The following is a 23,440-nucleotide window of genomic DNA, read 5'->3' as shown; positions in this document are numbered from 1 at the left end:
ACAATGTGCGCTTTGTCATGCCGGATGCGGCGTGAACGCCTTATTCGGCCTACAAAAACCTGCAAATTCAATATATTGCAGGATACGTGTAGGCCTGATAAGCGTAGCGCATCAGGCAATTTTGCTTTTGGCGAAAAAAAGACCCGCAGAGCGGGTCTCAGACAGATGACAATGTGCGATTTGTCATACCGGATGCGGCGTGAACGCCTTATTCGGTCTACAGAAATCTGTAAATTCAATATATTGCAGGATACGTGTAGGCCTGATAAGCGTAGCGCATCAGGCAATTTTGCTTTTGGCGAAAAAAAGACCCGCAGAGCGGGCCTTGAGATAAGCAGAAAGGAATATCTTACAGAACGTCGATCGCGTTCAGTTCCTGGAATGCTTTTTCCAGACGAGCGATCATCGAAGTCTGACCGGCACGCAGCCATACGCGCGGATCGTAGTATTTCTTGTTCGGCTGATCTTCGCCTTTCGGGTTGCCCAGCTGGCCCTGCAGGTAAGCTTCGTTCGCTTTGTAGTAGTTCAGAACACCTTCCCAGGTCGCCCATTGGGTGTCGGTATCGATGTTCATTTTAACTACACCGTAGCTTACGGAGTCTTTGATTTCCTGAGCAGTAGAACCGGAACCACCGTGGAATACGAAGTTCAGGCTGTTGTGCGGCAGATTGTGTTTCTTAGAAACATATTCCTGAGAATCACGCAGGATGGTCGGGGTCAGAACAACGTTACCCGGCTTGTAAACACCGTGTACGTTACCGAAGGACGCTGCGATGGTGAAACGCGGGCTGATTTTGCTCAGCTCGGTGTATGCGTAATCAACGTCTTCCGGCTGGGTGTACAGTGCAGAAGCGTCCATGTGGCTGTTGTCCACGCCGTCTTCTTCACCACCGGTGCAACCCAGTTCGATTTCCAGAGTCATGCCGATTTTGGACATGCGCTCCAGGTATTTAGAGCAGATTTCGATGTTCTCTTGCAGAGATTCTTCAGACAGGTCGATCATGTGAGAAGAGAACAGCGGCTTACCGGTAGCAGCGAAGTGTTTTTCACCCGCGTCCAGCAGACCGTCGATCCACGGCAGCAGTTTCTTCGCGCAGTGGTCGGTATGCAGGATAACCGGAACACCATAGTGTTCAGCCATCTGGTGAACGTGATGCGCACCAGAGATCGCACCCAGGATAGCAGCGCCCTGCGGAACGTCAGATTTCACGCCTTTACCAGCGATAAAGGAAGCACCACCGTTGGAGAACTGAACGATAACCGGCGCTTTAACTTTAGCAGCGGTTTCCAGTACGGCGTTGATGGAGTCAGTACCGACGCAGTTTACTGCTGGCAGTGCGAAGTTGTTTTCTTTTGCTACCTGGAAAACTTTCTGTACGTCATCACCAGTGATTACGCCAGGTTTTACGAAATCAAAAATCTTAGACATGTCTCTTGTCCTGTATCGTCGGGCCTTATACTCGCCATACCTCAAGTTGCTGTGCTGCAACTCGAATTATTTAGAGTATGAAAAAGTGCGTGCTTTAAAAGCGCGCTGCAACAAGGGCAGGTTTCCCTGCCCTGTGATTTTTTACTTCTTAGCGCGCTCTTCGAGCATCGCTACTGCAGGCAGTACTTTACCTTCCACGAATTCGAGGAATGCGCCGCCGCCAGTGGAGATGTAGGAGATTTTGTCAGCAATGCCGAACAGGTCGATTGCTGCCAGAGTGTCGCCGCCGCCAGCGATGGAGAACGCTTCGCTGTCTGCGATAGCGTTAGCCACGATTTCAGTACCTTTGCGGAAGTTCGGGAATTCGAACACGCCAACCGGACCGTTCCACAGAATGGTTTTCGCATTCTTCAGGATTTCAGCCAGTTCCTGAGCGGAAGCATCACCGATATCCAGGATCTGCTCGTCAGCTTTCACATCGTTAACAGATTTCAGAGTAGCCGGAGCGGTTTCAGAGAACTCAGTCGCTACGCGAACATCAGACGGAACCGGGATGTTGCAGGTGGTCAGCAGACGTTTTGCTTCGTCAACCAGGTCAGCTTCGTACAGGGATTTACCCACATCGTGGCCTTGTGCCGCGATAAAGGTGTTAGCGATCCCACCACCTACGATCAGCTGGTCAGCGATTTTAGACAGGGAGTCCAGAACGGTCAGTTTGGTAGAAACTTTAGAACCACCAACGATAGCCACCATCGGGCGAGCAGGTTCTTTCAGTGCTTTACCCAGCGCGTCCAGTTCAGCTGCCAGCAGCGGGCCTGCGCACGCAACATCAGCGAATTTACCGATACCGTGAGTAGAAGCTTGCGCGCGGTGAGCAGTACCGAATGCGTCCATTACGAACACGTCACACAGTGCAGCGTATTTTTTGGACAGGGTTTCGTCGTCTTTCTTCTCGCCTTTGTTGAAGCGAACGTTTTCCAGAACAACCAGTTCACCTTCAGCAACGTCAACGCCGTCGAGGTAATCTTTAACCAGACGAACCGGGTTAGACAGTTTGTCTTTCAGGTAGTTAACAACCGGCAGCAGAGAGAATTCTTCATTGTACTCGCCTTCGGTAGGACGACCCAGGTGGGAAGTTACCATCACTTTTGCGCCTTGTTTCAGGGCCAGTTCGATGGTTGGCAGAGAAGCACGGATACGCGCGTCGCTGGTTACTTTCCCGTCTTTTACTGGTACGTTCAGATCCGCACGGATAAATACACGTTTCCCAGCAAGATCCAGATCGGTCATCTTAATTACAGACATGGTGAATCCTCTCGTTGATTCTAAAAGTTTTGCAGACGCTGCTTGCGTCTTACCTGAAAGCAACAGTAGCCATAGCTAACGTCGTGTCGAGCATTCGGTTAGCAAAGCCCCATTCGTTATCGCACCAGACCAACGTTTTGATCAGGTGTGCGCCACTGACCCGGGTTTGGGTGCCATCGACAATGGCACTGTGCGGATCGTGGTTAAAATCTACAGAGACCAACGGTAATTCCGTATAGTCAACTATACCATGAAATGCACCTTGTGCTGCTTTTTGCAGCAACAGGTTGACTTCATTGGCTTTTACAGGTTTCTTCACCGTCACGCTTAAATCGATTGCCGTCACATTTATGGTTGGCACACGTACCGCAATCGCTTCAAAGCGATCGTTAAATTGCGGAAAAAATCGTGTGATACCGGCGGCCAGTTTGGTATCGACCGGAATGATCGACTGGCTGGCTGCCCGGGTGCGGCGCAGGTCAGGATGGTATGCATCAATAACCTGTTGATCGTGCATGGCGGAGTGAATTGTAGTCACAGTGCCGGTCTCAATACCGTACGCATCATCCAACAATTTGATGACAGGAATTATGCAATTCGTGGTACAGGAAGCGTTAGAAACGATGCGGTGTTCCGCACGAAGTTGATCCTGATTGACGCCGTAAACAACGGTCGCGTCGAGATCGTTACTGCCAGGATGTGAAAAGAGCACTTTTTTGGCCCCGGCGGCAATGTGCGCTTCGCCATGCTCGCGGGTGCCATATACGCCGGTGCAGTCGAGAACCACATCAACGCCTAGTTCACGCCAGGGAAGCGATTGCAGTGAACGTTCATGCAATACGCGGATGGCATCATCACCAACAAAAAGTTGATCACGCTCCTCACGGACTTCCCATGCAAAACGGCCATGACTGGTGTCATATTTCAACAAATGCGCCATGCCCGCAGCATCCGCCAGTTCGTTGATTGCCACCACGGTAATTTCCGCACGGCGTCCTGATTCATACAAAGCACGAACCACATTACGCCCGATGCGACCGAAGCCATTTATCGCTACGCGTACGGTCATAGATCTCCTGCAAGGCTTTCCCTGAGCAAATTTGCCAGACAGAGTAATCCAGCAAATCGTTCGGGGAAACCTTACCTGTCGCAAACTGCGACTGATTGGTTAATTGTCGAACATTTAATCGACTGAAACGCTTCAGCTAGGATAAGCGAAACATGGAATAAAAGGAATGATTGTCCAGTCAAAGAAGACAATTATCTGACTTGCGTCACGTTTTCCGGCCTGATGCGTTGGAATTTATTCCACTTTGCAGAATCACGAATAAGCGTAGCAAAATCTTTTCGTTGTGCCGTCACAAACCCTGACTTATATCAGAATATGACTGATGCAGCGTCGATATTATCCGCAATACGTCCGAGTTTCGGAGTACTCCAATGATGACATTGCCCTACCCATATTCTTCCTCCGCACGCTTTTACGCGCTGCGCCTGCTCCCCGGGCAGGAAGTTCTCTCCCAATTACGCGCCTTCGCGCAACAACAACAACTCCACGCCGCGTGGATTGCAGGTTGTACCGGCAGTCTGACTGACGTCGCCTTACGCTATGCCGGGCAAGAAAACACGGCCCTACTAAGCGGCAAGTTCGAAGTGATCGCACTGAACGGCACGCTGGAACACACTGGCGAGCATCTTCATCTCTGCGTTTCTGACCCACGCGGCGCGATGCTTGGCGGTCATATGATGCCCGGCTGTACCGTGCGGACCACGCTTGAACTGGTGATCGGCTGCCTTGAGGAACTGGCGTTTAGCCGCCAACCTTGCGCACTTTCTGGTTACGACGAGTTGCATATTTCCCCCGTTAAATAACTATTTGCAGAGAGGTTTTCTTATGGCGCGTCGCCACTTTTCCAGTCAGGCACTGGTGTTGATCGTTATATCTATCGCCATCAATATGATCGGCGGGCAACTGGCCAGCATGGTTAAATTACCTATTTTTCTCGACTCAATCGGTACGCTCATTAGCGCGGTACTACTTGGCCCGGTTATTGGCATGTTGACCGGCTTACTGACCAATTTACTCTGGGGATTGCTAACCGACCCGATCGCCGCCGCATTTGCGCCCGTCGCGATGGTCATCGGCCTGGTCGCCGGTTGGCTGGCGCGGGCGGGTTGGTTTCGCACTCTGCCAAAAGTCGTTGTCAGCGGCGTGATTATTACGCTTGCGGTAACGGTCGTCGCTGTACCGCTGCGTACTGCGCTGTTCGGCGGCGTGACAGGAAGCGGAGCCGATTTGTTCGTTGCCTGGATGCACTCTATGGGGCAAAACCTGGTGGAGTCGGTGGCGATTACGGTGATAGGCGCAAACCTGGTCGATAAAATTCTTACAGCAGTGATTGTCTGGCTTTTACTGCGCCAGCTGCCGATTCGCACCACGCGCCATTTTCCGGCAATGGCTGCCGTGCGCTAAATGCATCCATTTACCTCATTAACACTGTGGGCATTGGCGGCCTGCACCACGCTTATCCTGCCCACACAGACAATATTGCCAGTCTATAGCGCGGCGACCTTTTTCTGCCTTACTGCGCTAAAGGCCACGCGGCGGCGGGCAAAATATGTCGTCTGGCTGATGTTCTCACTGGGAGCCGGGCTGTGGCTGGTACACGGTGGCTGGCTGACAGAATGGCTTAGCGGCACGCCGCGTTCGCCGGAACGTTGGACGTATGCCATTACGCTCTGGTTGCGGATTCTGGCGATTGTTTCAACCTCGCAGTTGTGGATGCAATTCGTCCCCGTGCAACATTTTATCCGCGCTCTGTTTGCTTCTCGCCTACCGCCGGGCGTCGCTTATCTGTTCGCCGGGCCGTTATTGGTCGTCGAGCAATTAAAACGGCAATTAGCGATTATTCATGAAGCACAGCGCGCCCGCGGCGTGCCGCTGGATGAGGGCTGGTATCAGCGTTTACGTGCGATGCCCGCGTTAATTATTCCGCTAACACACAATGCGCTAAACGATCTTGCTGTCCGTGGTGCGGCGCTGGATATGCGGGCATTTCGGATCCACAACCGACGAACAACGTTATGGGCACCAGCCGATAGCACCCTACAACGCGTAGCGCGTTACACCATGATCTTGCTGATGCTGGCAGAATTCGGAGCGTGGCTATGGTTACGTTAGAACAGTTTCGCTATTGCCCGACACACTCAACAAATCCTCCGTTCTGTTATGACTTTCACTATGCCAAACCGGGGATGGTCGCGATCTTTGGTGACAACGGCAGTGGCAAAAGTACGCTGGCACAGCTGATGGCGGGCTGGTATCCGGACTTTCTGCCAGGAGAGATAGCCGGCACGGGGACGCTTCTCGGTACGCCCATTGGACAGATCCCGCTTAATGAGCAATCCGCCACCATCCAGCTCGTTCAGCAATCACCCTATTTGCAGCTCTCCGGCTGTACCTTTAGCGTGGAAGAAGAAGTTGCCTTTGGGCCAGAAAATCTGTGTCTTGCTGAAGAAGAGATTATGGCGCGGATTGATGCCGCCCTGACTCTGACCGAGTGCCAGCCGTTGCGCCATCGTCACCCGACAACACTCTCCGGTGGAGAGACACAGCGCGTGGTCGTTGCCTGCGCCATCGCGATGCAGCCAAAGCTCTTAATTCTTGATGAAACCTTTAGCCGCCTGACGCCGCAGGCCAGCGAAATGCTGTTGCAGCGCTTACAACACTGGGCGTTTGAACGTGGTTCGCTGATTATTCTTTTTGAACGTCATCGCACGCCTTTCCTGAACTACTGCCAGCAGGCGTGGCACCTGCAAAACGGAGCGATCCAGCCACTATGTTAACGTTAAATCAGGTAACTTATCGCTGGCCAGGTGCAGTAACGGATTGTCTTTTCGACATTTCTCTGCAACTCAAACAAGGTGAATGGTTGGCACTGACCGGCGACAATGGCGCGGGAAAATCGACGCTGTTGCGGATAATGGCAGGTCTTCTTACGCCCACAGCCGGTACGGTTATGCTGCAACAACAGGCGATGAAAAACCTGAAAAACCGCCAGCGCGCGGCAAAGATTGGCGTACTGTTTCAGGAAGCGGAAAACCAACTGTTTCACAGCACCGTCGCCGACGAGATCGCATTTGGTTTAAAACTGCAAAAATGCCCGGCGGATGAAATCACTCAACGTACCAATGCTGCCCTGCAATGCTGTCAATTAGCAGATGTTGCCAGTGCGCATCCGTTAGATCTGCACAGTGCGCAGCGACGGATGGTCGCCGTCGCCTGCCTGGAAGCACTCTCTCCGCCACTATTGCTGCTGGACGAGCCGAGTCGGGATTTTGACGAAAATTGGTTGAGCGTGTTTGAAAGCTGGCTGGAAAAGTGCCGCCAGCAAGGCACAAGCGTCGTAGCAATCAGTCATGACGCCGCATTTACCCGGCGTCATTTCTCTCGTGTGGTGCGACTGGAAGGCGGTGTAGTGAAAGATGTTAATCCACCAGACGATATTCACCCGTAGCGGTCATCATTAAGATCAAATTTGCAGGCAGGCTCTCTTCAAGCACCCGGCGAACATTCGGCCCGTCGGTACGGTCATAAAAAGCTTCTGCGTCTGCCAGCGATAACCCTCCCGCCAGCTTTCGCCCCACCAGTCGTTCCCGCAACGCAGTAGCTGGCGCGTTGATAAAGATCGCGAAATCACAAAATTGCGCAAGCTGGCACCACTTCTCATCGTCCAGCAACAACCAGTTTCCTTCGACGATGACGAGTGGTGCGGTAACGTGCAACGCATCTTCAACAGGATCATGCTTTTGTCGATCGTACTGCGGCCACGTACAATCCCCTTCCACTACCTGGCGCAGATTTTCCGCCAGTTTCGCCACATCGAATGTCTCTGGTGCGCCTTTGAAGGGGCGCAATTGATGCGCATCCAGCCAGCTATTGTAATGGTGAAAACCATCCATCGGGAGCGTCTGAATAGCGGGCAGTTCGGGATCCTGTTGTGCGAGATATTCCCAGAAGGTGGTTAGGGTCGATTTTCCCGTCCCCGGCGGAGCGCAAAGAAAAACCACCGTACGTCGCTGCGGATTTACCGCCTGTAAGGCCGCCAGCATACGCAGTAGCGGTTTATGAACATTCTCAATTTCATCATCAGAGTACTGCGCCTGTACTTTTAGTCCATTCACCGTCAGTTCGATTTTCACGGCGTTAATTCCTTTAAAGTTGTCGTTACTGCCAGCGTCAGCGCCGTTTTGACCATCCCACTAAAACGCGCCTCTGACCAGACGGCGAAATCGGCGAACTTCATCGCTTTTAACGCATCGTAGAGCGTCGCATTGCGAGTTATACTGTTGACATTGCTGATAAAATCCCAGGTTATATCATCGGTAAATCCGGGCGTTTCATCCTGTTCGTTCAGGTAATGCCAGTACTGGGAAAAGTGCGTGATATCGGCATACAGCCATTTATCCATTTTCCCCAGCGCATAAATCAAACGCAGCGCAACATCAATATCGTCAAGCGGGCCGCTTTGGGCGAGTAACGGCTTCACTGCATATTCGACGATCTCTTCATCGTTATCGACAAACAGCGACGGCAGAAACTGGCGTATCCCCTGGAGCAAAATAGAATGCGCAGTTTTCATAAATGACAATAAATTGTCCTGTGCATCCAGTTGCTCAAGCACATCATCTTCTGTCAGCGTCGCCATTGGTCTTCCGATAGATCACCATCAATGCAGGGAGTCTATTATATTACACGTTTGGTCCGCGCCGCCGATCAGTAATGTCTGCGTCCGCACCCCATTCGCCGTCTGTTGGATACCGTTCACCAACTCGCCGCCCGTCACGCCCGTAGCGCTAAAGAGGATATCGTTCCCCCTCACCAGTTCGTCGAGCGAGTACACACGGTTGACTTCAACACCCATCTCCTTACAACGCTTACGCTCCTGTTCTGCGATTTGCCGATTTTCGGTGTAGTCACCTTTGGCCTGGCAAAAATCGATTAATTCCGCCTGCATATCTCCACCTAACGCTTTGACTGCACAGGCAGAAATAACGCCTTCCGGTGCGCCACCGATGGTGTACATCACATCGTAAGGATTATCCTGCCAGCAGGTCAGCACGCTGGCGGCGACATCGCCATCCGGCAGGGCGAAAACCTTAACGCCCAGCTGTGTTGCTTCTTCAATCGCGGCACTCAGACGCGGTTTATCCAGCGTAACCATGCGCAGCTTGTCCAGCGGTTTACCTAACGCCCGCGCCACGTTACGCAAGTTGTCCGCCAGAGGCAAAGACAGATCAATCGCCCCGGCAGCCAGTCGATTAACAACCAGCTTTTTCATATACATATCGGGCGCATGTAACAGGCTATCTCGAGGGGCGAAAGCCATGACCGCCAGCGCATTGCTCTGCCCCATCGCCACCATCCGCGTGCCTTCAATCGGGTCAACCGCGATATCGACTTCTGGCCCATCGCCTTTGCCCACCTCTTCGCCAATCCACAGCATTGGCGCATGGTCAATTTCTCCTTCGCCGATAACCACTCGCCCACGAAAAGCGACGTCGTTTAATGCCTGGCGCATCGCGGTGACCGCCAGGCCATCAATTTTATTTTTGTCGCCACATCCGGTTTGCGGCCAGGCAGCCAACGCTGCCTGTTCCGTAACGCGAAATAATGGCCACGCCAGGGACATCATTGCGCGGCCTCCCCGATATCAACGCCAAATTGCGCCAGCAGATATTTCTCGGCCTGTTCATTCCAGATGCCGTGCGTTTCCTCAACCAGCCGCGCCAGCTCTTTAAACAGCGGATCGGTTTTGCCTTTTTCGGCAAAATCGGCAATGGCAGTAAGCGGCATGGTCACGCCGTTATAAATGAGTTTTTTACCGCCTGGGATATCCGGCAGATTGAGCACGGTTTCTGGCACCGCATCCAGCCCACCGATATGGGTCACCATAAACGACGGCTGCAACTGCCCCGTGGCGCTAAGGGCTATCGCCTCTTTCATGTCGTCCGTTGAACCACCGGATGTACCGACGACGTGCGTGCTATTGTAATGGACGTTGTAGAAATTAAACGGCACTTTGAAGTTTTTATCTGTCGGCCCGGCGAAGAAATTCAGACAACCATCTTCCGCCAGCAATTCATCCGCCATTTCAACAACAGCAGGCACCGCCGCATAAACAAAAATGTCATCGAACCCGGCATCATCCGTCAGCGCCCGCAGCATCTGGACAGGATCGCTCATCCCTTTAGTATTCACATACACCAGTTCAATGCCTTTACTGGCCGCCAGCTCCACTGGCAGCAGCTTCTCTACCTGCGCCAGGCGTTTGTCGTCGATATCGACCACTACCACCCGCGACGGTTGTATGCCGCCGTTAATGGCGTAATCGATAGCGCCAATGCCCATCGGACCTGCACACGCCAGCAGCGCAATATTGCCGCCAGGTTTGACGCCCATACGATGCTCATAAACATATTGCGTAGTGTGATAATTGGCATGATAAGCGCCAATAATGCAGCACATAGGCTCTGCCAGCGACGCCGCAGCAAAATAAGAGCCGTGATACGGTAATACGCAGCCCAGGTTAATGGCGATCTCGGGAATAATCATATTGGTGGCGTTACCGCCAAAATATTCGTAGCTGTAGCCCGCTGAATATCCGCTTGGTAACCCCATCGCCGGTTGCAATACAAAACGCTGACCTTTTTTATATTTGCCAGTGAGATTTTTACCCACTTCGACAATAACCCCGGCACATTCATGCCCGGTAATGACCGGATGATTTTCTAAATCGTCGGGTACGCGTTTATGTTCACTACCGAGTAACGCCGCTTTCCAGGTCGATAAACAGACGCTGTCAGAAATTACACTCACCAAAAGTTCGTTATCAGTAATTTCTGGCAATTCAAATTCGCGCAGACGGACATCCCGCTTGCCATAAATAGCAGCAACTTTGGTTTTCATTTTTACCTCTGCAATCAGTTTTTATGTTCGGCGGTTAATTGATTAAATAAAGTGTCGAGTTTTGGATCGCCAATATAGTTATTAATCAATATCAGCGGTTTATCCGTCACACGCTTCACGCGCCCTTCCAGACTGGCATGAGTGACAACGATATCCGCATCCGCAGGCACGTTTTCTATCGCGTAATGTTTTACTTCAATTGCCAGTCCTGCTTTTTCCAGGCGTTTACGGAAGGTGGTTGCGCCCATCGCGCTGGAGCCCATCCCTGCATCGCAAACAAAGGCAATACGCTTAACACGGCTTAACGAGAATGCGCCTTCCTGCTTCATTGCTTTAACCGCATTGGCTGACTCGGTAAATTCATCTTCGCTCTCAGTCTCCACTGTTTTTTCCATCTTCAGTATCAGGGAAGTGATGACAAAGGACACCAGCGTGCCTACCGTAACTCCGGCAATTGTCGCCAGGAACGAGCCTTTCGGCGTCAGCGCCAGGTAAGCAAAGATAGAACCTGGGCTTGGGCCTGCAACCAGACCACCGTCCAGTAAGTTAAACATCCAGGTGCCAGACATACCGCCCGCAATCATGGCGATAATGGTCAACGGCTTCATCAGCACATACGGGAAATACAGTTCGTGGATCCCACCGAGGAAGTGAATAATCATCGCCCCGGGCGCAGAACGTTTACTCATTCCTTTACCAAACAAGGTAAACGCCAGCAGCAGCCCCAGACCAGGACCTGGGTTGGAGGCCACCATAAAGAAGATGGATTTACCGTTAACCGAAGCCTGTTGCATTCCCAACGGGTAATAGACGCCCTGATCGATCGCATTATTGAGGAAAAGCACTTTCGCCGGTTCATTGATGACTGACAGCAGAGGCAGATAACCCGCATGTACCAGCGCCTCAATACACTCTTTGACGAAAGTATTGGCAATTAACACCGCCGGGCCGATAACTTCAAAACCCAGCAGACAAAGGAGCATCCCCGCGATACCTAATGAGAAGTTATTGATAACCATCTCAAAACCAGCAGGTATGCGTTTTTCCAGTGCCTTATCGACATATTTTATGACCAGCCCACCTAACGGTCCCATGATCATTGAGCCAAGGAACATCGGGATTTCAGCGCCGACGATAACACCAATCGTACCGATTCCGCCCATGACCGCGCCGCGTTTACCGCCGACCAGATGACCACCGGTAGAACCAATCATCACGGGCAATAAATAGGTAATCATCGGGCCGACAATTTTGGCGAAATGTTCATTCGGCAGCCAACCGGTGGGAATAAATAACGCAGTTATAAAGCCCCAGGCAATAAAAGCACCGATATTGGGGATGACCATTGCCGTCAAAAAGCCCCCAAAAGCCTGGACCTTTGCACGAGCAGACTTGTTTTCCATAATATTATCCTGTAGAGGAGAGAGTAATTATCCGCGGTTGATTATGTCCGCTAATTGTTTTTCTGATGTTGCTGTTAAGAGTTGTTCGAGTATTTCCTCTTCGCACAGTAATTCACTTAACGCCTGAATAGCGCCAATGTGCGAATCGGCATCGGCAGCCGAAAGCCCGATGAGTAAATTGATCGATTCATCATTTCCCGGAAAATACACTGGTCGTTCAAGTAATGTCAGTGACATCCCGGTTTTAAGCGCCCCACATTCCGGTCGCGCATGAGGCATCGCCACGCCTGGTGCGAGAATATAATAAGGACCGTTGCTAATGGTGGAATCTTTAATAGCCTGAATGTAATTCTCGCTGATATAGTTTTTATCCAGCAATGATGCCATCGAAAAATCGATAGCTTCCTGCCAGTCTTTTGCTGAATGTATAACTGAGATTGATGACTCTGGAAAATAATCAATAAGCCGCATAAATCATCCTTATTTTATTTTTACGGTACCGTCCGGCGGTAAAAATAAAATACTCGTGCGGTTTAATGAAAGCAATTGGGTACGCGAGAAGAAAAACCCCATAAACCAAAATAATAAAACCTTAAATAACAACAAGATGAAATTGATATTTTTAAAGTCAACTTTGTATTTGTTATGTTTATCACAAAATCAATATTTTGTTTGTTATTGTATTTGTGATGCATATCTCTATTTATTTATTGAATGTTCGAAAACATACTTTTCTAATGCAATGTTTTTTCGCTATACCCCTTTATAGATTCTGAATTCTCACCTGTCGGCTGTTTTCCCCTCACCTCATGTGACATATTCCCACACTTTACTCAAGGAAGATTGTCATGAAAGCACCTGTTTCTATAACCTCATTTCGCCCACAAAAATCTATTGCTATCGCCATTGGCGTGCTTGCCGTGGTTGTGCTGCCATTTCTCTCGTATTACACCGTTAATGAAGGTGAACGCGGCATTTTGCTGCGCTACGGAAAAATAGTAAAAGTCGCCGAGCCGGGCCTGGGTTTTAAGATCCCGTTTATGGAAAGCGTGGAGAAAATTTCTACGCGTAATCAGGCCGTGGTCTATCAGGGATTACAGGCATACAGCCGCGACCAGCAACCTGCACAAATGACAGTATCAGTCAGCTTCCACATTAAACCTTCAGAAGCAGGCGCGGTTTATACCACCTACAACACCATTGAAGCATTAAAAGATCGCCTGATTGTTCGCCAGTTGCCAACCCAACTGGAGAACGTTTTCGGTCAATATACCGCCATCAGCGCGGTACAGGATCGCACGAAACTGGTTCAGGATCTGCAAAATGCCATGCGCAAAGCCGTTGTTGGGCCAGTGGTAATTGACGGGGTCCAGATTGAGAATATTGATTTTTCTGACGCTTATGAAAAGTCGATTGAAGATCGAATGAAAGCGGAAGTCGCCATTGCCACTCGTAAGCAAAATCTGGAAACAGAGAAAATCCAGGCGCAAATTGCGGTAACTCAGGCCCAGGCAGAAGCAGACAGTAAACTGGCGGCAGCCAAAGCAGAAGCTGAGACTATTCGCGTAAGAGGCGCGGCAGAGGCTGAAACTATTCGTTTAAAAAGTGCGGCTGAAGCAGAAGCTATCCGCCTGCGCGGTGAAGCTCTGCGGGATAATCCCGGCCTTGTAGCCCTCACCACCGCCGAACGTTGGGACGGTAAGCTGCCCGATACCATGATCCCCGGCAGCACAGTTCCGTTTATCTCTACTAAGTAAAAAAAGGGCCGCTTTCGCGGCCCTTAAGAGTAATGGCAAAGGCAAAACTACCTGATGCGCTACGCTTATCAGGCCTACATACTTCCTGCAATATATTGAATTTGCACGATCTTGTAGGTCGGATAAGGCGTTCACGCCGCATCCGACATGAACAACGCGCACTTTGCCAACAATCTGAAGGGCCGCTTTCGCGGCCCTTCTCACAAAGCATCTTACCGATTACAGCAACGCTTTTGCTTTCGCAACAACGTTGTCAACGGTGAAGCCGAACTCTTCAAACAGCAGCTCAGCCGGAGCAGATTCACCGAAGGTGGTCATACCGACGATAGCACCGTTCAGGCCAACATACTTGTACCAGTAGTCAGCAATGCCTGCTTCTACTGCAACACGAGCAGTAACCGCTTTCGGCAGTACAGATTCGCGGTAAGCCGCGTCCTGCTTGTCGAATGCGTCGGTAGACGGCATGGAAACCACGCGCGCTTTCACGCCTTCGGCAGTCAGTTTTTCGTAGGCAGCAACCGCCAGTTCAACTTCAGAACCGGTAGCGATGAAAATCAGTTCCGGCTGACCAGCACAGTCTTTCAGCACATAACCACCGCGCGCGATGTTTGCCAGCTGCTCTTCAGTACGTTCCTGCTGCGCCAGGTTCTGACGGGAGAGGATAAGCGCAGTCGGGCCGTCCTGACGCTCAACGCCGTATTTCCACGCTACTGCGGATTCAACCTGGTCACACGGACGCCATGTAGACATGTTCGGGGTCACGCGCAGAGAAGCGATCTGTTCTACCGGCTGGTGAGTCGGGCCATCTTCGCCCAGACCGATGGAGTCGTGGGTGTAAACCATCACCTGACGCTGTTTCATCAGCGCAGCCATACGTACGGCGTTACGTGCGTATTCCACGAACATCAGGAAGGTGGAGGTGTACGGCAGGAAACCACCGTGCAGAGAGATGCCGTTAGCAATCGCAGTCATACCGAACTCGCGAACACCGTAGTGGATGTAGTTACCCGCAGCATCTTCGTTGATTGCTTTAGAACCAGACCACAGGGTCAGGTTAGACGGCGCCAGGTCAGCAGAGCCGCCGAGGAATTCCGGCAACAGCGGACCGAATGCTTCGATAGCATTCTGCGACGCTTTACGGCTGGCGATTTTCGCCGGGTTAGCCTGCAGTTTAGCGATAAACTCTTTCGCTTTGGCGTCGAAGTCAGACGGCATTTCGCCTTTCATACGGCGGATAAATTCAGCGGCTTCCTGCGGATAAGCTTTCGCGTAAGCAGCGAATTTCTCGTTCCATGCGGATTCTTTCGCCTGGCCTGCTTCTTTCGCATCCCACTGAGCATAGATTTCAGACGGGATTTCGAACGGTGCATATTTCCAGCCCAGCTGTTCGCGGGTCAGGGCAATTTCAGCGTCGCCCAGCGGCGCACCGTGGGAGTCGTGGGTACCGGCTTTGTTCGGGGAACCGAAACCGATGACGGTTTTGCACATCAGCAGGGACGGTTTGTCGGTCACTGCGCGCGCTTCTTCTACTGCGCGTTTGATGGATGCTGCGTCATGACCGTCGATGTCGCGAATAACGTGCCAGCCGTAGGCTTCGAAACGCATTGCGGTATCGTCGGTGAACCAGCCTTCAACGTGACCATCGATAGAAATACCGTTGTCATCGTAGAACGCAATCAGTTTACCCAGCTTCAGCGTACCCGCCAGAGAGCAAACTTCGTGGGAGATGCCTTCCATCATGCAGCCGTCGCCCATGAAGGCGTAGGTGTAGTGGTCGACAATGTCGTGACCCGGACGGTTAAACTGCGCCGCCAGCGTTTTTTCTGCAATCGCCATACCGACTGCGTTGGCAATACCCTGCCCCAGCGGACCAGTGGTGGTTTCCACACCAGCGGTGTAACCCACTTCCGGGTGGCCCGGAGTTTTAGAGTGCAGCTGACGGAAGTTTTTCAGTTCTTCCATCGGCAGATCGTAACCGGTGAGGTGCAGCAGGCTGTAGATCAGCATGGAGCCGTGGCCGTTGGACAGCACGAAGCGGTCACGGTCAGCCCAGGACGGATTCTGCGGGTTGTGTTTCAGGAAATCACGCCACAGGACTTCGGCAATGTCAGCCATACCCATCGGGGCGCCCGGGTGACCGGATTTGGCTTTCTGTACTGCGTCCATGCTCAGCGCACGAATAGCATTGGCAAGCTCTTTACGTGAGGACATTTTGACTCCAGATCGGATGATGAAGGGCACGCCCTTAACGACTTGACGACAGCGCGTTTTGGGCTACGCCGGAAAATTTGCCAACAATTTACCGCAAGCCGCGCGTCATGTACATGGAACATCCTTTTGCCGTTTCAGAAATCTCTGGATCATGCTCGCATGTTGCGCAATCTGCTCGCCCGTCCGCTGCGCTTTTTCTTATACTTAGGACGAGCGTCGATTCACCTGCAAACGGCGCATTTTTAGAATAATCCTGACCTTGTGCGGAAGAGAAAACATGAAAATTCGCGCCTTATTGGTAGCAATGAGCGTGGCAACGGTGTTGACCGGTTGCCAGAATATGGACTCCAGTGGACTGCTCTCATCAGGAGCGGAAGCTTTTCAGGCTTACAGTCTGAGCGATGCGCAGGTGAAAGCCCTGAGCGATCAGGCGTGCCAGGAGATGGACAGCAAGGCGACGATTGCGCCAGACGGTAGTGAATACGCTAAACGTCTGACCACCATTGCTAATGCGCTAGGAAATAACATCAACGGCCAGCCGGTAAATTACAAAGTGTATATGGCGAAGGATGTGAATGCCTTTGCAATGGCTAACGGCTGTATCCGCGTCTATAGCGGCTTAATGGATATGATGACGGATAACGAAGTCGAAGCGGTGATCGGTCACGAAATGGGGCACGTGGCGTTAGGCCATGTGAAGAAAGGGATGCAGGTAGCACTTGGTACCAACGCAGTGCGAGTTGCGGCGGCCTCTGCGGGCGGGATTGTCGGCAGTTTATCGCAATCACAACTCGGTGACTTGGGGGAAAAATTAGTCAATTCGCAATTCTCCCAGCGCCAGGAAGCAGAGGCGGATGATTACTCTTATGATCTTCTGCGCCAACGCGGCATCAGCCCGGCAGGTCTTGCCACCAGCTTTGAAAAACTGGCGAAACTGGAAGAAGGCCGCCAAAGCTCAATGTTTGACGACCATCCTGCATCCGCCGAACGCGCCCAGCATATTCGCGATCGTATGAGCGCGGATGGAGTTAAGTAAAGCCAGGTAGTGCCGAACGTAGGTCGGATAAGGCGTTCACGCCGCATCTGACATTAATGGCACGTTACCCCGTGCGCATCTTATCCTGCGCTTACTCGCCCTTTTTCGCCGCCTGAATATACAGCATCTCCAGCGCCAGCGTCGCCGCAGCCAGAGCGGTGATTTCCGACTGATCGTATGCCGGAGCCACTTCCACTACGTCCATCCCAACAATGTTGAGATCTTTCAGGCCGCGTACCAGTTTAATGGCGCGATCGGAGGTCAGGCCGCCAATTACCGGCGTACCGGTTCCCGGCGCAAATGCAGGATCCAGGCAGTCGATATCAAAGGTCAGGTAAACCGGCATATCACCCACAATCTGTTTCACCTGGGCGATAACGTCATCCACGCTGCGATCGTTCACCTGGCAGGCGTCCAGCACGGTAAAGCCGTTGTCTTTATCAAACTCGGTACGAATACCAATCTGCACGGAATGATTCGGGTCGATCAGACCTTCTTTCGGCGCGGTATAGAACATGGTGCCGTGGTCAAATTCACAACCGTTAGCGTAGGTATCGGTGTGGGCGTCAAAGTGTACCAACGCCATTTTGCCGAAATGCTTCGCATGTGCACGCAGCAGCGGCAGCGTAACAAAATGGTCACCACCGAAGGAGAGCATACGCTTACCAGCAGCCAGCAGCTTCTCGGCGTGCGCCTGCAGCTTCTCGCTCATCTCACGGGCATCGCCAAAGGCATATACCAGATCACCGCAGTCCACCACGTTCAGACGCTCACGCATGTCGAAATTCCACGGGAAGCGGTTGTGTTCCCAGGCCAGATTCGTCGAAACCTGACGGATAGCTGCCGGACCGTGGCGACCACCCGCACGACCAGAAGTGGCCATATCGAACGGCACGCCAGTAATCACCCAGTCAGCATCGCTGTCATACGGCTGGAAGTTCATCGGCAGGCGTAAAAAACCAAAGGCGTTGGAAACCAGTGAGTTATCGTATTGATGACCTAAGGTGCTCATGGATGGACTCCTATTACAAAGTCGATATAAAAAAACCCTTCCGCGTCGTTAGGCCCGACGAGGAAGGGTTGGATTTGCGAAACACAAGTTTGTGCTAATTATCGCCCTAAATGGGCGAGGCATCAAGCAAGGTTACTATTTCCGACACGGTGGCGGCGCATAGCCATTGTTGTCCGCCGGAAACGCTTGTCCAGAGCACGGCGGCAGCTCGTTTTGCGCCGGGCCTTGTAATTCAAAGGCGGCAAAGCCGATTACACCGGTATTACGCACATCGCCTTGCGCCGAATTGGCTGCGTAGGAATCAGCAACGTTGGCGAACTGAAAAGCCGCTTCGGTATGTTTATCTTTGCGGAATCCTTTAATCGCTAACGAATCTCCGGCATTCACAATATAACCGTTGTTATTCAGCGAACCTTGTTTACCATTCAGAACATCCAGGCCATCAACCGTAGCAACGATCTCGTAGTTGGTGTTACGACTGTAATTGCGGACATATAATTGATAATTCATTCCTACTCTGGCATGGACAATATAGCGTGGTTCATTATTGGATGAATCATAAACCCGCGTAATAGGTAGAGAATTAAAATTACCATCGCGAATAGCATATTCCAGTTCGTTAATACGAATGCTATAAACGCGGTCGTAGCCGGAAGGAACATTAGTCGAATAACTAATAACGATCATCTCCGCCGGATCGCGCCAGGCTCGCTCAGCAGATACGCCCTGAACCGTTGAGTGCACATCCCCACCCCAGGCGGTGCCGACATTGCCAGATGCACTGCTATTATACTGCGCATTACTGGAACAACCAGCCAGCAGCACGATTAATGCCACCAACGCGCTACGTACTTTCCATTTTTTCATAACCGTTCCCTCTGCATTTAATTAATGCAGCGATTGTAGGGAGATTATTTAATAAGAAAAGCAGCTAAATTATTTTTAAGAATATATAAAAAGAAAGCGGGCCGATTTACGTAAATAAATCGACCCGCCAGCGGAATAATCTTAATTATTCATCTTCAAGATAGGTATAACCGTACAAACCTGCCTCGAACTCTTCCAGGAACTGTTGTTGCAGTTCAGCATCAAGATCGGTTTTCTTCACTTGATCACGGAACTGAGTTAACAGCGTTTTCGGATCGAGTTGTACATATTGCAGCATGTCCGCCACGGTATCGCCTTCGTCAGACAGTTCCACTTCCACGCTACCGTCAGGGAAGACGAACACGTCAACCGCTTCGGTATCACCGAACAGGTTGTGCATGTTGCCGAGGATCTCCTGATATGCGCCGACCATAAAGAAACCGAGCATCGGCGGATTCTCCGGATCGTACTCCGGCATTGGCATTGTCGTGGCAATACCGTCACCATCGATATAGTGGTCGATAGCACCGTCAGAGTCACAGGTAATATCCAGCAGCACAGCGCGGCGTTCCGGCACTTGATCCAGCCCTTCCAGCGGCAGAACCGGGAACAACTGGTCGATCCCCCATGCGTCCGGCATCGACTGGAACAGCGAGAAGTTGACGTACATTTTGTCCGCCATACGTTCCTGCAATTCATCGATAATCGGGCGATGGGCGCGGTTTTGCGGATCCAGCTGCTTTTGCACTTCATGGCACATGCTCAAATAAAGCTGCTCAGCCCATGCGCGTTCTTGCAGGCTAAAGGTGCCGGAAGAGTAGCCGATATGAATATCGTGCAGATCCATCTGGCTGTCGTGTAACCATTCACGCAAAGAACGGCGAGTTCCCGGTTCGTGCATCTCCTGCCAGGTTTCCCACATGCTTTGCAGCGCGCGCGGCGCATCTTCTGCGGGCGCGGTCGGCACCGTGTATTCGTTACGTTCCACGCCGATGATATTCGACACCAGCACGGTGTGATGCGCAGTCACCGCACGACCCGATTCGGTGATTACCGTCGGATGCGGCAGACCATTTTCTTCACACGCATCGCCAATCGCCCAGATGATGTTGTTGGCGTATTCATTGAGGCCGTAGTTCACCGAACAGTCGGACTGCGAACGAGTACCTTCATAATCCACGCCCAGACCGCCGCCGACGTCGAAGCACTGAATATTGACGCCCAGCTTGTGCAGTTCCACATAGAAACGCGCGGATTCACGAACGCCCGTGGCGATATCGCGAATATTCGCCATCTGCGAACCAAGGTGGAAGTGCAGCAGTTGCAGGCTGTCGAGACGCCCGGCTTCACGCAACGTTTCAACCAGTTGCAGTACCTGAGTCGCAGCCAGGCCGAACTTCGATTTTTCCCCGCCGGAGGACTGCCATTTCCCCGAGCCCTGCGAAGCCAGACGTGCACGCACACCCAGACGAGGAACGACATTCAGACGTTCTGCTTCATCCAGCACAATGGCGATTTCTGACATCTTCTCAATGACCAGATAGACCTTGTGGCCCATCTTCTCGCCAATTAATGCCAGGCGGATATATTCGCGGTCTTTATAACCATTACAGACGATGACGCTGCGGGTCATGCCAGCATGCGCCAGCACCGCCATCAACTCTGCTTTCGAGCCTGCTTCCAGCCCCAACGGTTCGCCAGAATGAATCAGGGACTCAATCACGCGGCGGTGCTGGTTAACTTTAATTGGATAAACGAGGAAGTAATCGCCGTTATAGCCGTAGGATTCCCGCGCACGTTTAAACGCGGCGTTTATGGAACGCAAACGGTGCTGCAGGATCTGCGGGAAACAGAACAGTGCAGGCAGACGCTGGCCCTGTGCTTCGCGGGTTTTCACCAACTGCGCGAGATCGACGCGAGCTTCCGGGACGTCCGGGTCCGGGCACACGCTGATGTGGCCCAGTTCGTTAACGTCATAGTAGTTATTGCCCCACCAGGCAATATTGTAAGTACGCAGCATCTTGCTGGCTTCCTGGGAGCTCATTGCAACCTCCTGCATGGAGCGTAGTACACCGTGTTCGCCCGCTGACGAAGGCAAACTCATAGACATGTCGTCAGACATAGCGAACCTCAAATTATTTTATTAAGTGTAAAACAGTTAACCACTATCGCAGCCTGAAACTGCGATAACAACCCATAAGCACATGGATTTTCCAGCAGTGTATGCTGACGCTCCGACTGCGCAATCGGTTTCTTTTTCATAACATTATTAAGCACATAACCGAACGTAAGTGTGACAGTTCGGCGAAACCACGAGAAAACTCTTGTTTTTACAAGAGCGCCCTTGTTCAGTCCTCAGTAACTGTAACCAGCTCTTGAATCCTGAGAAGCGCCGAGATGGGTATAACATCGGCAGGTATGCAAAGCAGAGATGCAGAGTGCGGGGAACGAATCTTCACCAGAACGGTGAGACAGGTTAAGCAGCAGACAACGGTTCATTATTTCGTATCACCTCCACGGCCGCCCGTTAAGACGAACCCACAAGCCAAAACTCTGATTTCAACCCGGCTGGAAGTGGCAACACGAAAGAAACGTCGTGTGCTTTTTATTTAAGCCGCGCGCCGCGTTTTATACCCCACAATGGCAGAAAATTGCAAAAGATAAATACGAAGAATGCCAGCATTGTCAGGAAAAATTTCCAGCCACGTTTCTAACAGAATGAGACACGATTCAAAAAAAAGTGGAAATCGGGTGAAGGATTGACCTAAAATAGCCATCCAGATGTTAATCCATCCATACTGATTAACACTCAGACTGCCAGTGTTTTTAACCTGTCGAGTCGTGGTAGGATCCGCTACCACAGAAAATCCACACAACAGTTTGAGCTAACCAAATTCTCTTTAGGTGATATTAAATATGGCAAAACACCTTTTTACGTCCGAGTCCGTCTCTGAAGGGCATCCTGACAAAATTGCTGACCAAATCTCTGATGCCGTTTTAGACGCGATCCTCGAACAGGATCCGAAAGCACGCGTTGCTTGCGAAACCTACGTAAAAACCGGCATGGTTTTAGTTGGCGGTGAAATCACCACCAGCGCCTGGGTAGACATCGAAGAGATCACCCGTAACACCGTTCGCGAAATTGGCTATGTACATTCCGACATGGGCTTTGACGCTAACTCCTGTGCGGTCCTGAGCGCTATCGGCAAACAATCTCCTGACATCAACCAGGGCGTTGACCGTGCCGATCCGCTGGAACAGGGCGCGGGCGACCAGGGTCTGATGTTTGGCTACGCAACCAACGAAACCGACGTGCTGATGCCAGCACCTATCACCTATGCACACCGTCTGGTACAGCGTCAGGCTGAAGTGCGTAAAAACGGCACTCTGCCGTGGCTGCGCCCGGACGCGAAAAGCCAGGTAACTTTCCAGTATGACGACGGCAAAATCGTCGGCATCGATGCTGTCGTGCTTTCCACTCAGCACTCTGAAGATATCGACCAGAAATCGCTGCAAGAAGCGGTAATGGAAGAGATCATTAAGCCGATTCTGCCCGCTGAATGGCTGACTTCCGCCACCAAATTCTTCATCAACCCGACCGGACGTTTTGTTATCGGTGGCCCGATGGGTGACTGCGGTCTGACTGGTCGTAAAATCATCGTTGATACCTACGGCGGCATGGCGCGTCACGGTGGCGGTGCGTTCTCCGGTAAAGATCCATCAAAAGTGGACCGTTCCGCAGCCTACGCAGCACGTTATGTCGCGAAAAACATCGTGGCTGCTGGCCTGGCTGACCGTTGCGAAATTCAGGTTTCCTACGCAATTGGCGTGGCTGAACCGACCTCCATCATGGTGGAAACTTTCGGTACCGAGAAAGTACCTTCTGAACAGCTGACCCTGCTGGTACGTGAGTTCTTCGACCTGCGTCCATACGGTCTGATTCAGATGCTGGATCTGCTGCACCCGATCTACAAAGAAACCGCAGCATACGGTCACTTTGGTCGCGAACATTTCCCGTGGGAAAAAACCGACAAAGCGCAACTGCTGCGTGAAGCTGCCGGTCTGAAGTAATCTTTCTTCTCCTGCTTTCAAAGGCCAGCCTCGCGCTGTAATGCCGATCAGTTAAGGATCGGTTGACCGATCCAGTGGCTGTGTAAGAATCCGGAAATGCTCACCCGTTTCCGGATTTTTTTATGCACATTGGACAGGCTCTTGATCTGGTATCCCGTTACGATTCCCTGCGTAACCCACTGACTTCTCTGGGCGACTATCTGGACCCGGAACTGATTTCCCGCTGCCTTGCCGAATCCGGCACCGTCACCCTGCGTAAGCGCCGCCTTCCTCTTGAAATGATGGTCTGGTGTATTGTCGGCATGGCCCTTGAACGTAAAGAACCGCTTCATCAGATCGTTAACCGTCTGGATATCATGTTACCCGGCAATCGTCCCTTC

The 23,440-nt window shown here is 51.7% G+C and carries 25 protein-coding genes; 9 read left to right on the top strand and 16 right to left on the bottom strand.

Annotated elements, in window-relative coordinates; translation table 11 throughout:
• Nucleotides 1-349: 349 nt before the first annotated feature.
• The 3 genes from fbaA to epd all read right to left on the bottom strand — a co-directional run bounded on the left by fbaA (nucleotide 350) and on the right by epd (nucleotide 3,803).
• Nucleotides 350-1,429 carry a class II fructose-bisphosphate aldolase gene (gene fbaA, locus AACU94_RS01535; RefSeq protein ID WP_000034372.1) on the bottom strand — a complete coding sequence of 360 codons (1,080 nt, stop codon included), beginning with the start codon at nucleotides 1,427-1,429 and terminating at the stop codon, nucleotides 350-352.
• Between the two features lie 141 nt (nucleotides 1,430-1,570).
• A complete protein-coding gene (gene pgk, locus AACU94_RS01530; RefSeq protein WP_000111269.1) occupies nucleotides 1,571-2,734 on the bottom strand; it encodes a phosphoglycerate kinase in 1,164 nt (387 codons plus the stop codon).
• 49 nt (nucleotides 2,735-2,783) lie between these two features.
• Nucleotides 2,784-3,803, bottom strand: a complete 1,020-nt coding sequence (gene epd / locus AACU94_RS01525) for an erythrose-4-phosphate dehydrogenase (protein WP_130217999.1) — start codon at nucleotides 3,801-3,803, stop codon at nucleotides 2,784-2,786.
• Nucleotides 3,804-4,174: 371 nt separating this feature from the next.
• Here epd and AACU94_RS01520 point away from each other — a divergent pair, with 371 nt between their 5' ends.
• From AACU94_RS01520 to AACU94_RS01500, 5 genes are read left to right on the top strand one after another with little or no spacing between them, the layout of a single operon-like run.
• Nucleotides 4,175-4,606: a PPC domain-containing DNA-binding protein gene (locus AACU94_RS01520; RefSeq protein WP_135488804.1), complete on the top strand. Its 432-nt coding sequence runs from the start codon at nucleotides 4,175-4,177 to the stop codon at nucleotides 4,604-4,606.
• A 22-nt stretch (nucleotides 4,607-4,628) separates the two neighbouring features.
• On the top strand, nucleotides 4,629-5,207 hold the full coding sequence (locus tag AACU94_RS01515; RefSeq protein WP_000113903.1) for an ECF transporter S component: 579 nt from the start codon (nucleotides 4,629-4,631) through the stop codon (nucleotides 5,205-5,207).
• Nucleotides 5,208-5,915, top strand: a complete 708-nt coding sequence (locus AACU94_RS01510; RefSeq protein ID WP_135488803.1) for an energy-coupling factor transporter transmembrane component T — start codon at nucleotides 5,208-5,210, stop codon at nucleotides 5,913-5,915.
• Nucleotides 5,903-6,580 carry an ABC transporter ATP-binding protein gene (locus AACU94_RS01505; RefSeq protein ID WP_135488802.1) on the top strand — a complete coding sequence of 226 codons (678 nt, stop codon included), beginning with the start codon at nucleotides 5,903-5,905 and terminating at the stop codon, nucleotides 6,578-6,580. Before AACU94_RS01510 ends, AACU94_RS01505 begins: the two co-directional genes overlap by 13 nt.
• Entirely contained in the window at nucleotides 6,574-7,251 is a 678-nt protein-coding gene (locus AACU94_RS01500; protein ID WP_135488801.1) for an ABC transporter ATP-binding protein, read from the top strand. The genes AACU94_RS01505 and AACU94_RS01500 overlap by 7 nt, the downstream gene beginning before the upstream one ends.
• Here AACU94_RS01500 and AACU94_RS01495 read toward each other — a convergent pair.
• From AACU94_RS01495 to cmtB, 6 genes are read right to left on the bottom strand one after another with little or no spacing between them, the layout of a single operon-like run.
• Nucleotides 7,223-7,936 carry a nucleoside/nucleotide kinase family protein gene (locus tag AACU94_RS01495; protein WP_135488800.1) on the bottom strand — a complete coding sequence of 238 codons (714 nt, stop codon included), beginning with the start codon at nucleotides 7,934-7,936 and terminating at the stop codon, nucleotides 7,223-7,225. The genes AACU94_RS01500 and AACU94_RS01495 overlap by 29 nt on opposite strands.
• A complete protein-coding gene (gene fumE / locus AACU94_RS01490; protein ID WP_135487300.1) occupies nucleotides 7,933-8,442 on the bottom strand; it encodes a fumarase E in 510 nt (169 codons plus the stop codon). The genes AACU94_RS01495 and fumE overlap by 4 nt, the downstream gene beginning before the upstream one ends.
• A 21-nt stretch (nucleotides 8,443-8,463) precedes the next feature.
• Complete coding sequence (gene glpX, locus AACU94_RS01485) at nucleotides 8,464-9,429, bottom strand: class II fructose-bisphosphatase (RefSeq protein ID WP_135488799.1); 966 nt, start codon at nucleotides 9,427-9,429, stop codon at nucleotides 8,464-8,466.
• The gene (locus tag AACU94_RS01480; RefSeq protein ID WP_135488798.1) at nucleotides 9,426-10,703 is read right to left on the bottom strand and encodes a zinc-binding dehydrogenase; all 1,278 of its coding nucleotides are present in this window, start codon (nucleotides 10,701-10,703) and stop codon (nucleotides 9,426-9,428) included. The genes glpX and AACU94_RS01480 overlap by 4 nt, the downstream gene beginning before the upstream one ends.
• Nucleotides 10,704-10,717: 14 nt before the next feature.
• A complete protein-coding gene (cmtA, locus tag AACU94_RS01475; protein ID WP_135487297.1) occupies nucleotides 10,718-12,106 on the bottom strand; it encodes a PTS mannitol transporter subunit IICB in 1,389 nt (462 codons plus the stop codon).
• A gap of 27 nt (nucleotides 12,107-12,133) precedes the next feature.
• The gene (gene cmtB / locus AACU94_RS01470) at nucleotides 12,134-12,577 is read right to left on the bottom strand and encodes a PTS mannitol transporter subunit IIA (protein WP_135405562.1); all 444 of its coding nucleotides are present in this window, start codon (nucleotides 12,575-12,577) and stop codon (nucleotides 12,134-12,136) included.
• Nucleotides 12,578-12,954: 377 nt separating this feature from the next.
• Here cmtB and AACU94_RS01465 point away from each other — a divergent pair, with 377 nt between their 5' ends.
• Nucleotides 12,955-13,863, top strand: a complete 909-nt coding sequence (locus AACU94_RS01465) for a prohibitin family protein (protein WP_000646923.1) — start codon at nucleotides 12,955-12,957, stop codon at nucleotides 13,861-13,863.
• Nucleotides 13,864-14,082: 219 nt separating this feature from the next.
• On the opposite strand, the gene tkt is transcribed toward AACU94_RS01465, so the two are convergent.
• Nucleotides 14,083-16,074 (bottom strand): transketolase, encoded by a 1,992-nt coding sequence (gene tkt, locus AACU94_RS01460; protein WP_130218023.1) that lies wholly within the window; start codon nucleotides 16,072-16,074, stop codon nucleotides 14,083-14,085.
• Nucleotides 16,075-16,351: 277 nt separating this feature from the next.
• Between tkt and loiP the strand changes: the two genes are divergently transcribed.
• Nucleotides 16,352-17,110, top strand: coding sequence for a metalloprotease LoiP (loiP, locus tag AACU94_RS01455; RefSeq protein WP_130218025.1), 759 nt, complete (start codon nucleotides 16,352-16,354; stop codon nucleotides 17,108-17,110).
• 91 nt (nucleotides 17,111-17,201) lie between these two features.
• Here the strand turns inward: loiP and speB are convergent, their stop codons facing one another.
• From speB to AACU94_RS01425, 6 genes are all read right to left on the bottom strand, one after another.
• Nucleotides 17,202-18,122: an agmatinase gene (gene speB, locus AACU94_RS01450; protein WP_000105566.1), complete on the bottom strand. Its 921-nt coding sequence runs from the start codon at nucleotides 18,120-18,122 to the stop codon at nucleotides 17,202-17,204.
• Between the two features lie 135 nt (nucleotides 18,123-18,257).
• Nucleotides 18,258-18,989, bottom strand: coding sequence for a hypothetical protein (locus AACU94_RS01445; protein WP_115204397.1), 732 nt, complete (start codon nucleotides 18,987-18,989; stop codon nucleotides 18,258-18,260).
• A 145-nt stretch (nucleotides 18,990-19,134) separates the two neighbouring features.
• Nucleotides 19,135-21,111 carry a biosynthetic arginine decarboxylase gene (speA, locus tag AACU94_RS01440; RefSeq protein WP_010347927.1) on the bottom strand — a complete coding sequence of 659 codons (1,977 nt, stop codon included), beginning with the start codon at nucleotides 21,109-21,111 and terminating at the stop codon, nucleotides 19,135-19,137.
• 8 nt (nucleotides 21,112-21,119) lie between these two features.
• Nucleotides 21,120-21,251: an acid stress response protein YqgB gene (gene yqgB / locus AACU94_RS01435; protein ID WP_130218031.1), complete on the bottom strand. Its 132-nt coding sequence runs from the start codon at nucleotides 21,249-21,251 to the stop codon at nucleotides 21,120-21,122.
• Between the two features lie 93 nt (nucleotides 21,252-21,344).
• On the bottom strand, nucleotides 21,345-21,488 hold the full coding sequence (gene yqgG, locus AACU94_RS01430) for a protein YqgG (RefSeq protein WP_001297404.1): 144 nt from the start codon (nucleotides 21,486-21,488) through the stop codon (nucleotides 21,345-21,347).
• A 110-nt stretch (nucleotides 21,489-21,598) separates the two neighbouring features.
• Nucleotides 21,599-21,850 carry a hypothetical protein gene (locus AACU94_RS01425; protein WP_130218033.1) on the bottom strand — a complete coding sequence of 84 codons (252 nt, stop codon included), beginning with the start codon at nucleotides 21,848-21,850 and terminating at the stop codon, nucleotides 21,599-21,601.
• A 55-nt stretch (nucleotides 21,851-21,905) separates the two neighbouring features.
• Here AACU94_RS01425 and metK point away from each other — a divergent pair, with 55 nt between their 5' ends.
• Nucleotides 21,906-23,060, top strand: a complete 1,155-nt coding sequence (gene metK, locus AACU94_RS01420) for a methionine adenosyltransferase (RefSeq protein ID WP_130207895.1) — start codon at nucleotides 21,906-21,908, stop codon at nucleotides 23,058-23,060.
• Nucleotides 23,061-23,182: 122 nt separating this feature from the next.
• The coding region (locus AACU94_RS01415; protein ID WP_021579516.1) for an IS4 family transposase at nucleotides 23,183-23,440 on the top strand (258 nt) is incomplete at its 3' end.

Origin of the sequence: Escherichia sp. E4702 (assembly GCF_963883545.1) — a bacterium.
Classification (GTDB): domain Bacteria; phylum Pseudomonadota; class Gammaproteobacteria; order Enterobacterales; family Enterobacteriaceae; genus Escherichia.
This window is presented reverse-complemented; position numbering and strand designations above follow the sequence as displayed.

Coding starts and splice junctions, on each gene's coding strand:
- fbaA (WP_000034372.1), bottom strand. CDS start 1,429: ATGTCTAAGATTTTTGATTTCGTAAAACCTGGCGTAATCACTGGTGAT.
- pgk (WP_000111269.1), bottom strand. CDS start 2,734: ATGTCTGTAATTAAGATGACCGATCTGGATCTTGCTGGGAAACGTGTA.
- epd (WP_130217999.1), bottom strand. CDS start 3,803: ATGACCGTACGCGTAGCGATAAATGGCTTCGGTCGCATCGGGCGTAAT.
- AACU94_RS01520 (WP_135488804.1), top strand. CDS start 4,175: ATGATGACATTGCCCTACCCATATTCTTCCTCCGCACGCTTTTACGCG.
- AACU94_RS01515 (WP_000113903.1), top strand. CDS start 4,629: ATGGCGCGTCGCCACTTTTCCAGTCAGGCACTGGTGTTGATCGTTATA.
- AACU94_RS01510 (WP_135488803.1), top strand. CDS start 5,208: ATGCATCCATTTACCTCATTAACACTGTGGGCATTGGCGGCCTGCACC.
- AACU94_RS01505 (WP_135488802.1), top strand. CDS start 5,903: ATGGTTACGTTAGAACAGTTTCGCTATTGCCCGACACACTCAACAAAT.
- AACU94_RS01500 (WP_135488801.1), top strand. CDS start 6,574: ATGTTAACGTTAAATCAGGTAACTTATCGCTGGCCAGGTGCAGTAACG.
- fumE (WP_135487300.1), bottom strand. CDS start 8,442: ATGGCGACGCTGACAGAAGATGATGTGCTTGAGCAACTGGATGCACAG.
- glpX (WP_135488799.1), bottom strand. CDS start 9,429: ATGATGTCCCTGGCGTGGCCATTATTTCGCGTTACGGAACAGGCAGCG.
- AACU94_RS01480 (WP_135488798.1), bottom strand. CDS start 10,703: ATGAAAACCAAAGTTGCTGCTATTTATGGCAAGCGGGATGTCCGTCTG.
- cmtA (WP_135487297.1), bottom strand. CDS start 12,106: ATGGAAAACAAGTCTGCTCGTGCAAAGGTCCAGGCTTTTGGGGGCTTT.
- cmtB (WP_135405562.1), bottom strand. CDS start 12,577: ATGCGGCTTATTGATTATTTTCCAGAGTCATCAATCTCAGTTATACAT.
- AACU94_RS01465 (WP_000646923.1), top strand. CDS start 12,955: ATGAAAGCACCTGTTTCTATAACCTCATTTCGCCCACAAAAATCTATT.
- tkt (WP_130218023.1), bottom strand. CDS start 16,074: ATGTCCTCACGTAAAGAGCTTGCCAATGCTATTCGTGCGCTGAGCATG.
- loiP (WP_130218025.1), top strand. CDS start 16,352: ATGAAAATTCGCGCCTTATTGGTAGCAATGAGCGTGGCAACGGTGTTG.
- speB (WP_000105566.1), bottom strand. CDS start 18,122: ATGAGCACCTTAGGTCATCAATACGATAACTCACTGGTTTCCAACGCC.
- AACU94_RS01445 (WP_115204397.1), bottom strand. CDS start 18,989: ATGAAAAAATGGAAAGTACGTAGCGCGTTGGTGGCATTAATCGTGCTG.
- speA (WP_010347927.1), bottom strand. CDS start 21,111: ATGTCTGACGACATGTCTATGAGTTTGCCTTCGTCAGCGGGCGAACAC.
- yqgB (WP_130218031.1), bottom strand. CDS start 21,251: ATGAAAAAGAAACCGATTGCGCAGTCGGAGCGTCAGCATACACTGCTG.
- yqgG (WP_001297404.1), bottom strand. CDS start 21,488: ATGAACCGTTGTCTGCTGCTTAACCTGTCTCACCGTTCTGGTGAAGAT.
- metK (WP_130207895.1), top strand. CDS start 21,906: ATGGCAAAACACCTTTTTACGTCCGAGTCCGTCTCTGAAGGGCATCCT.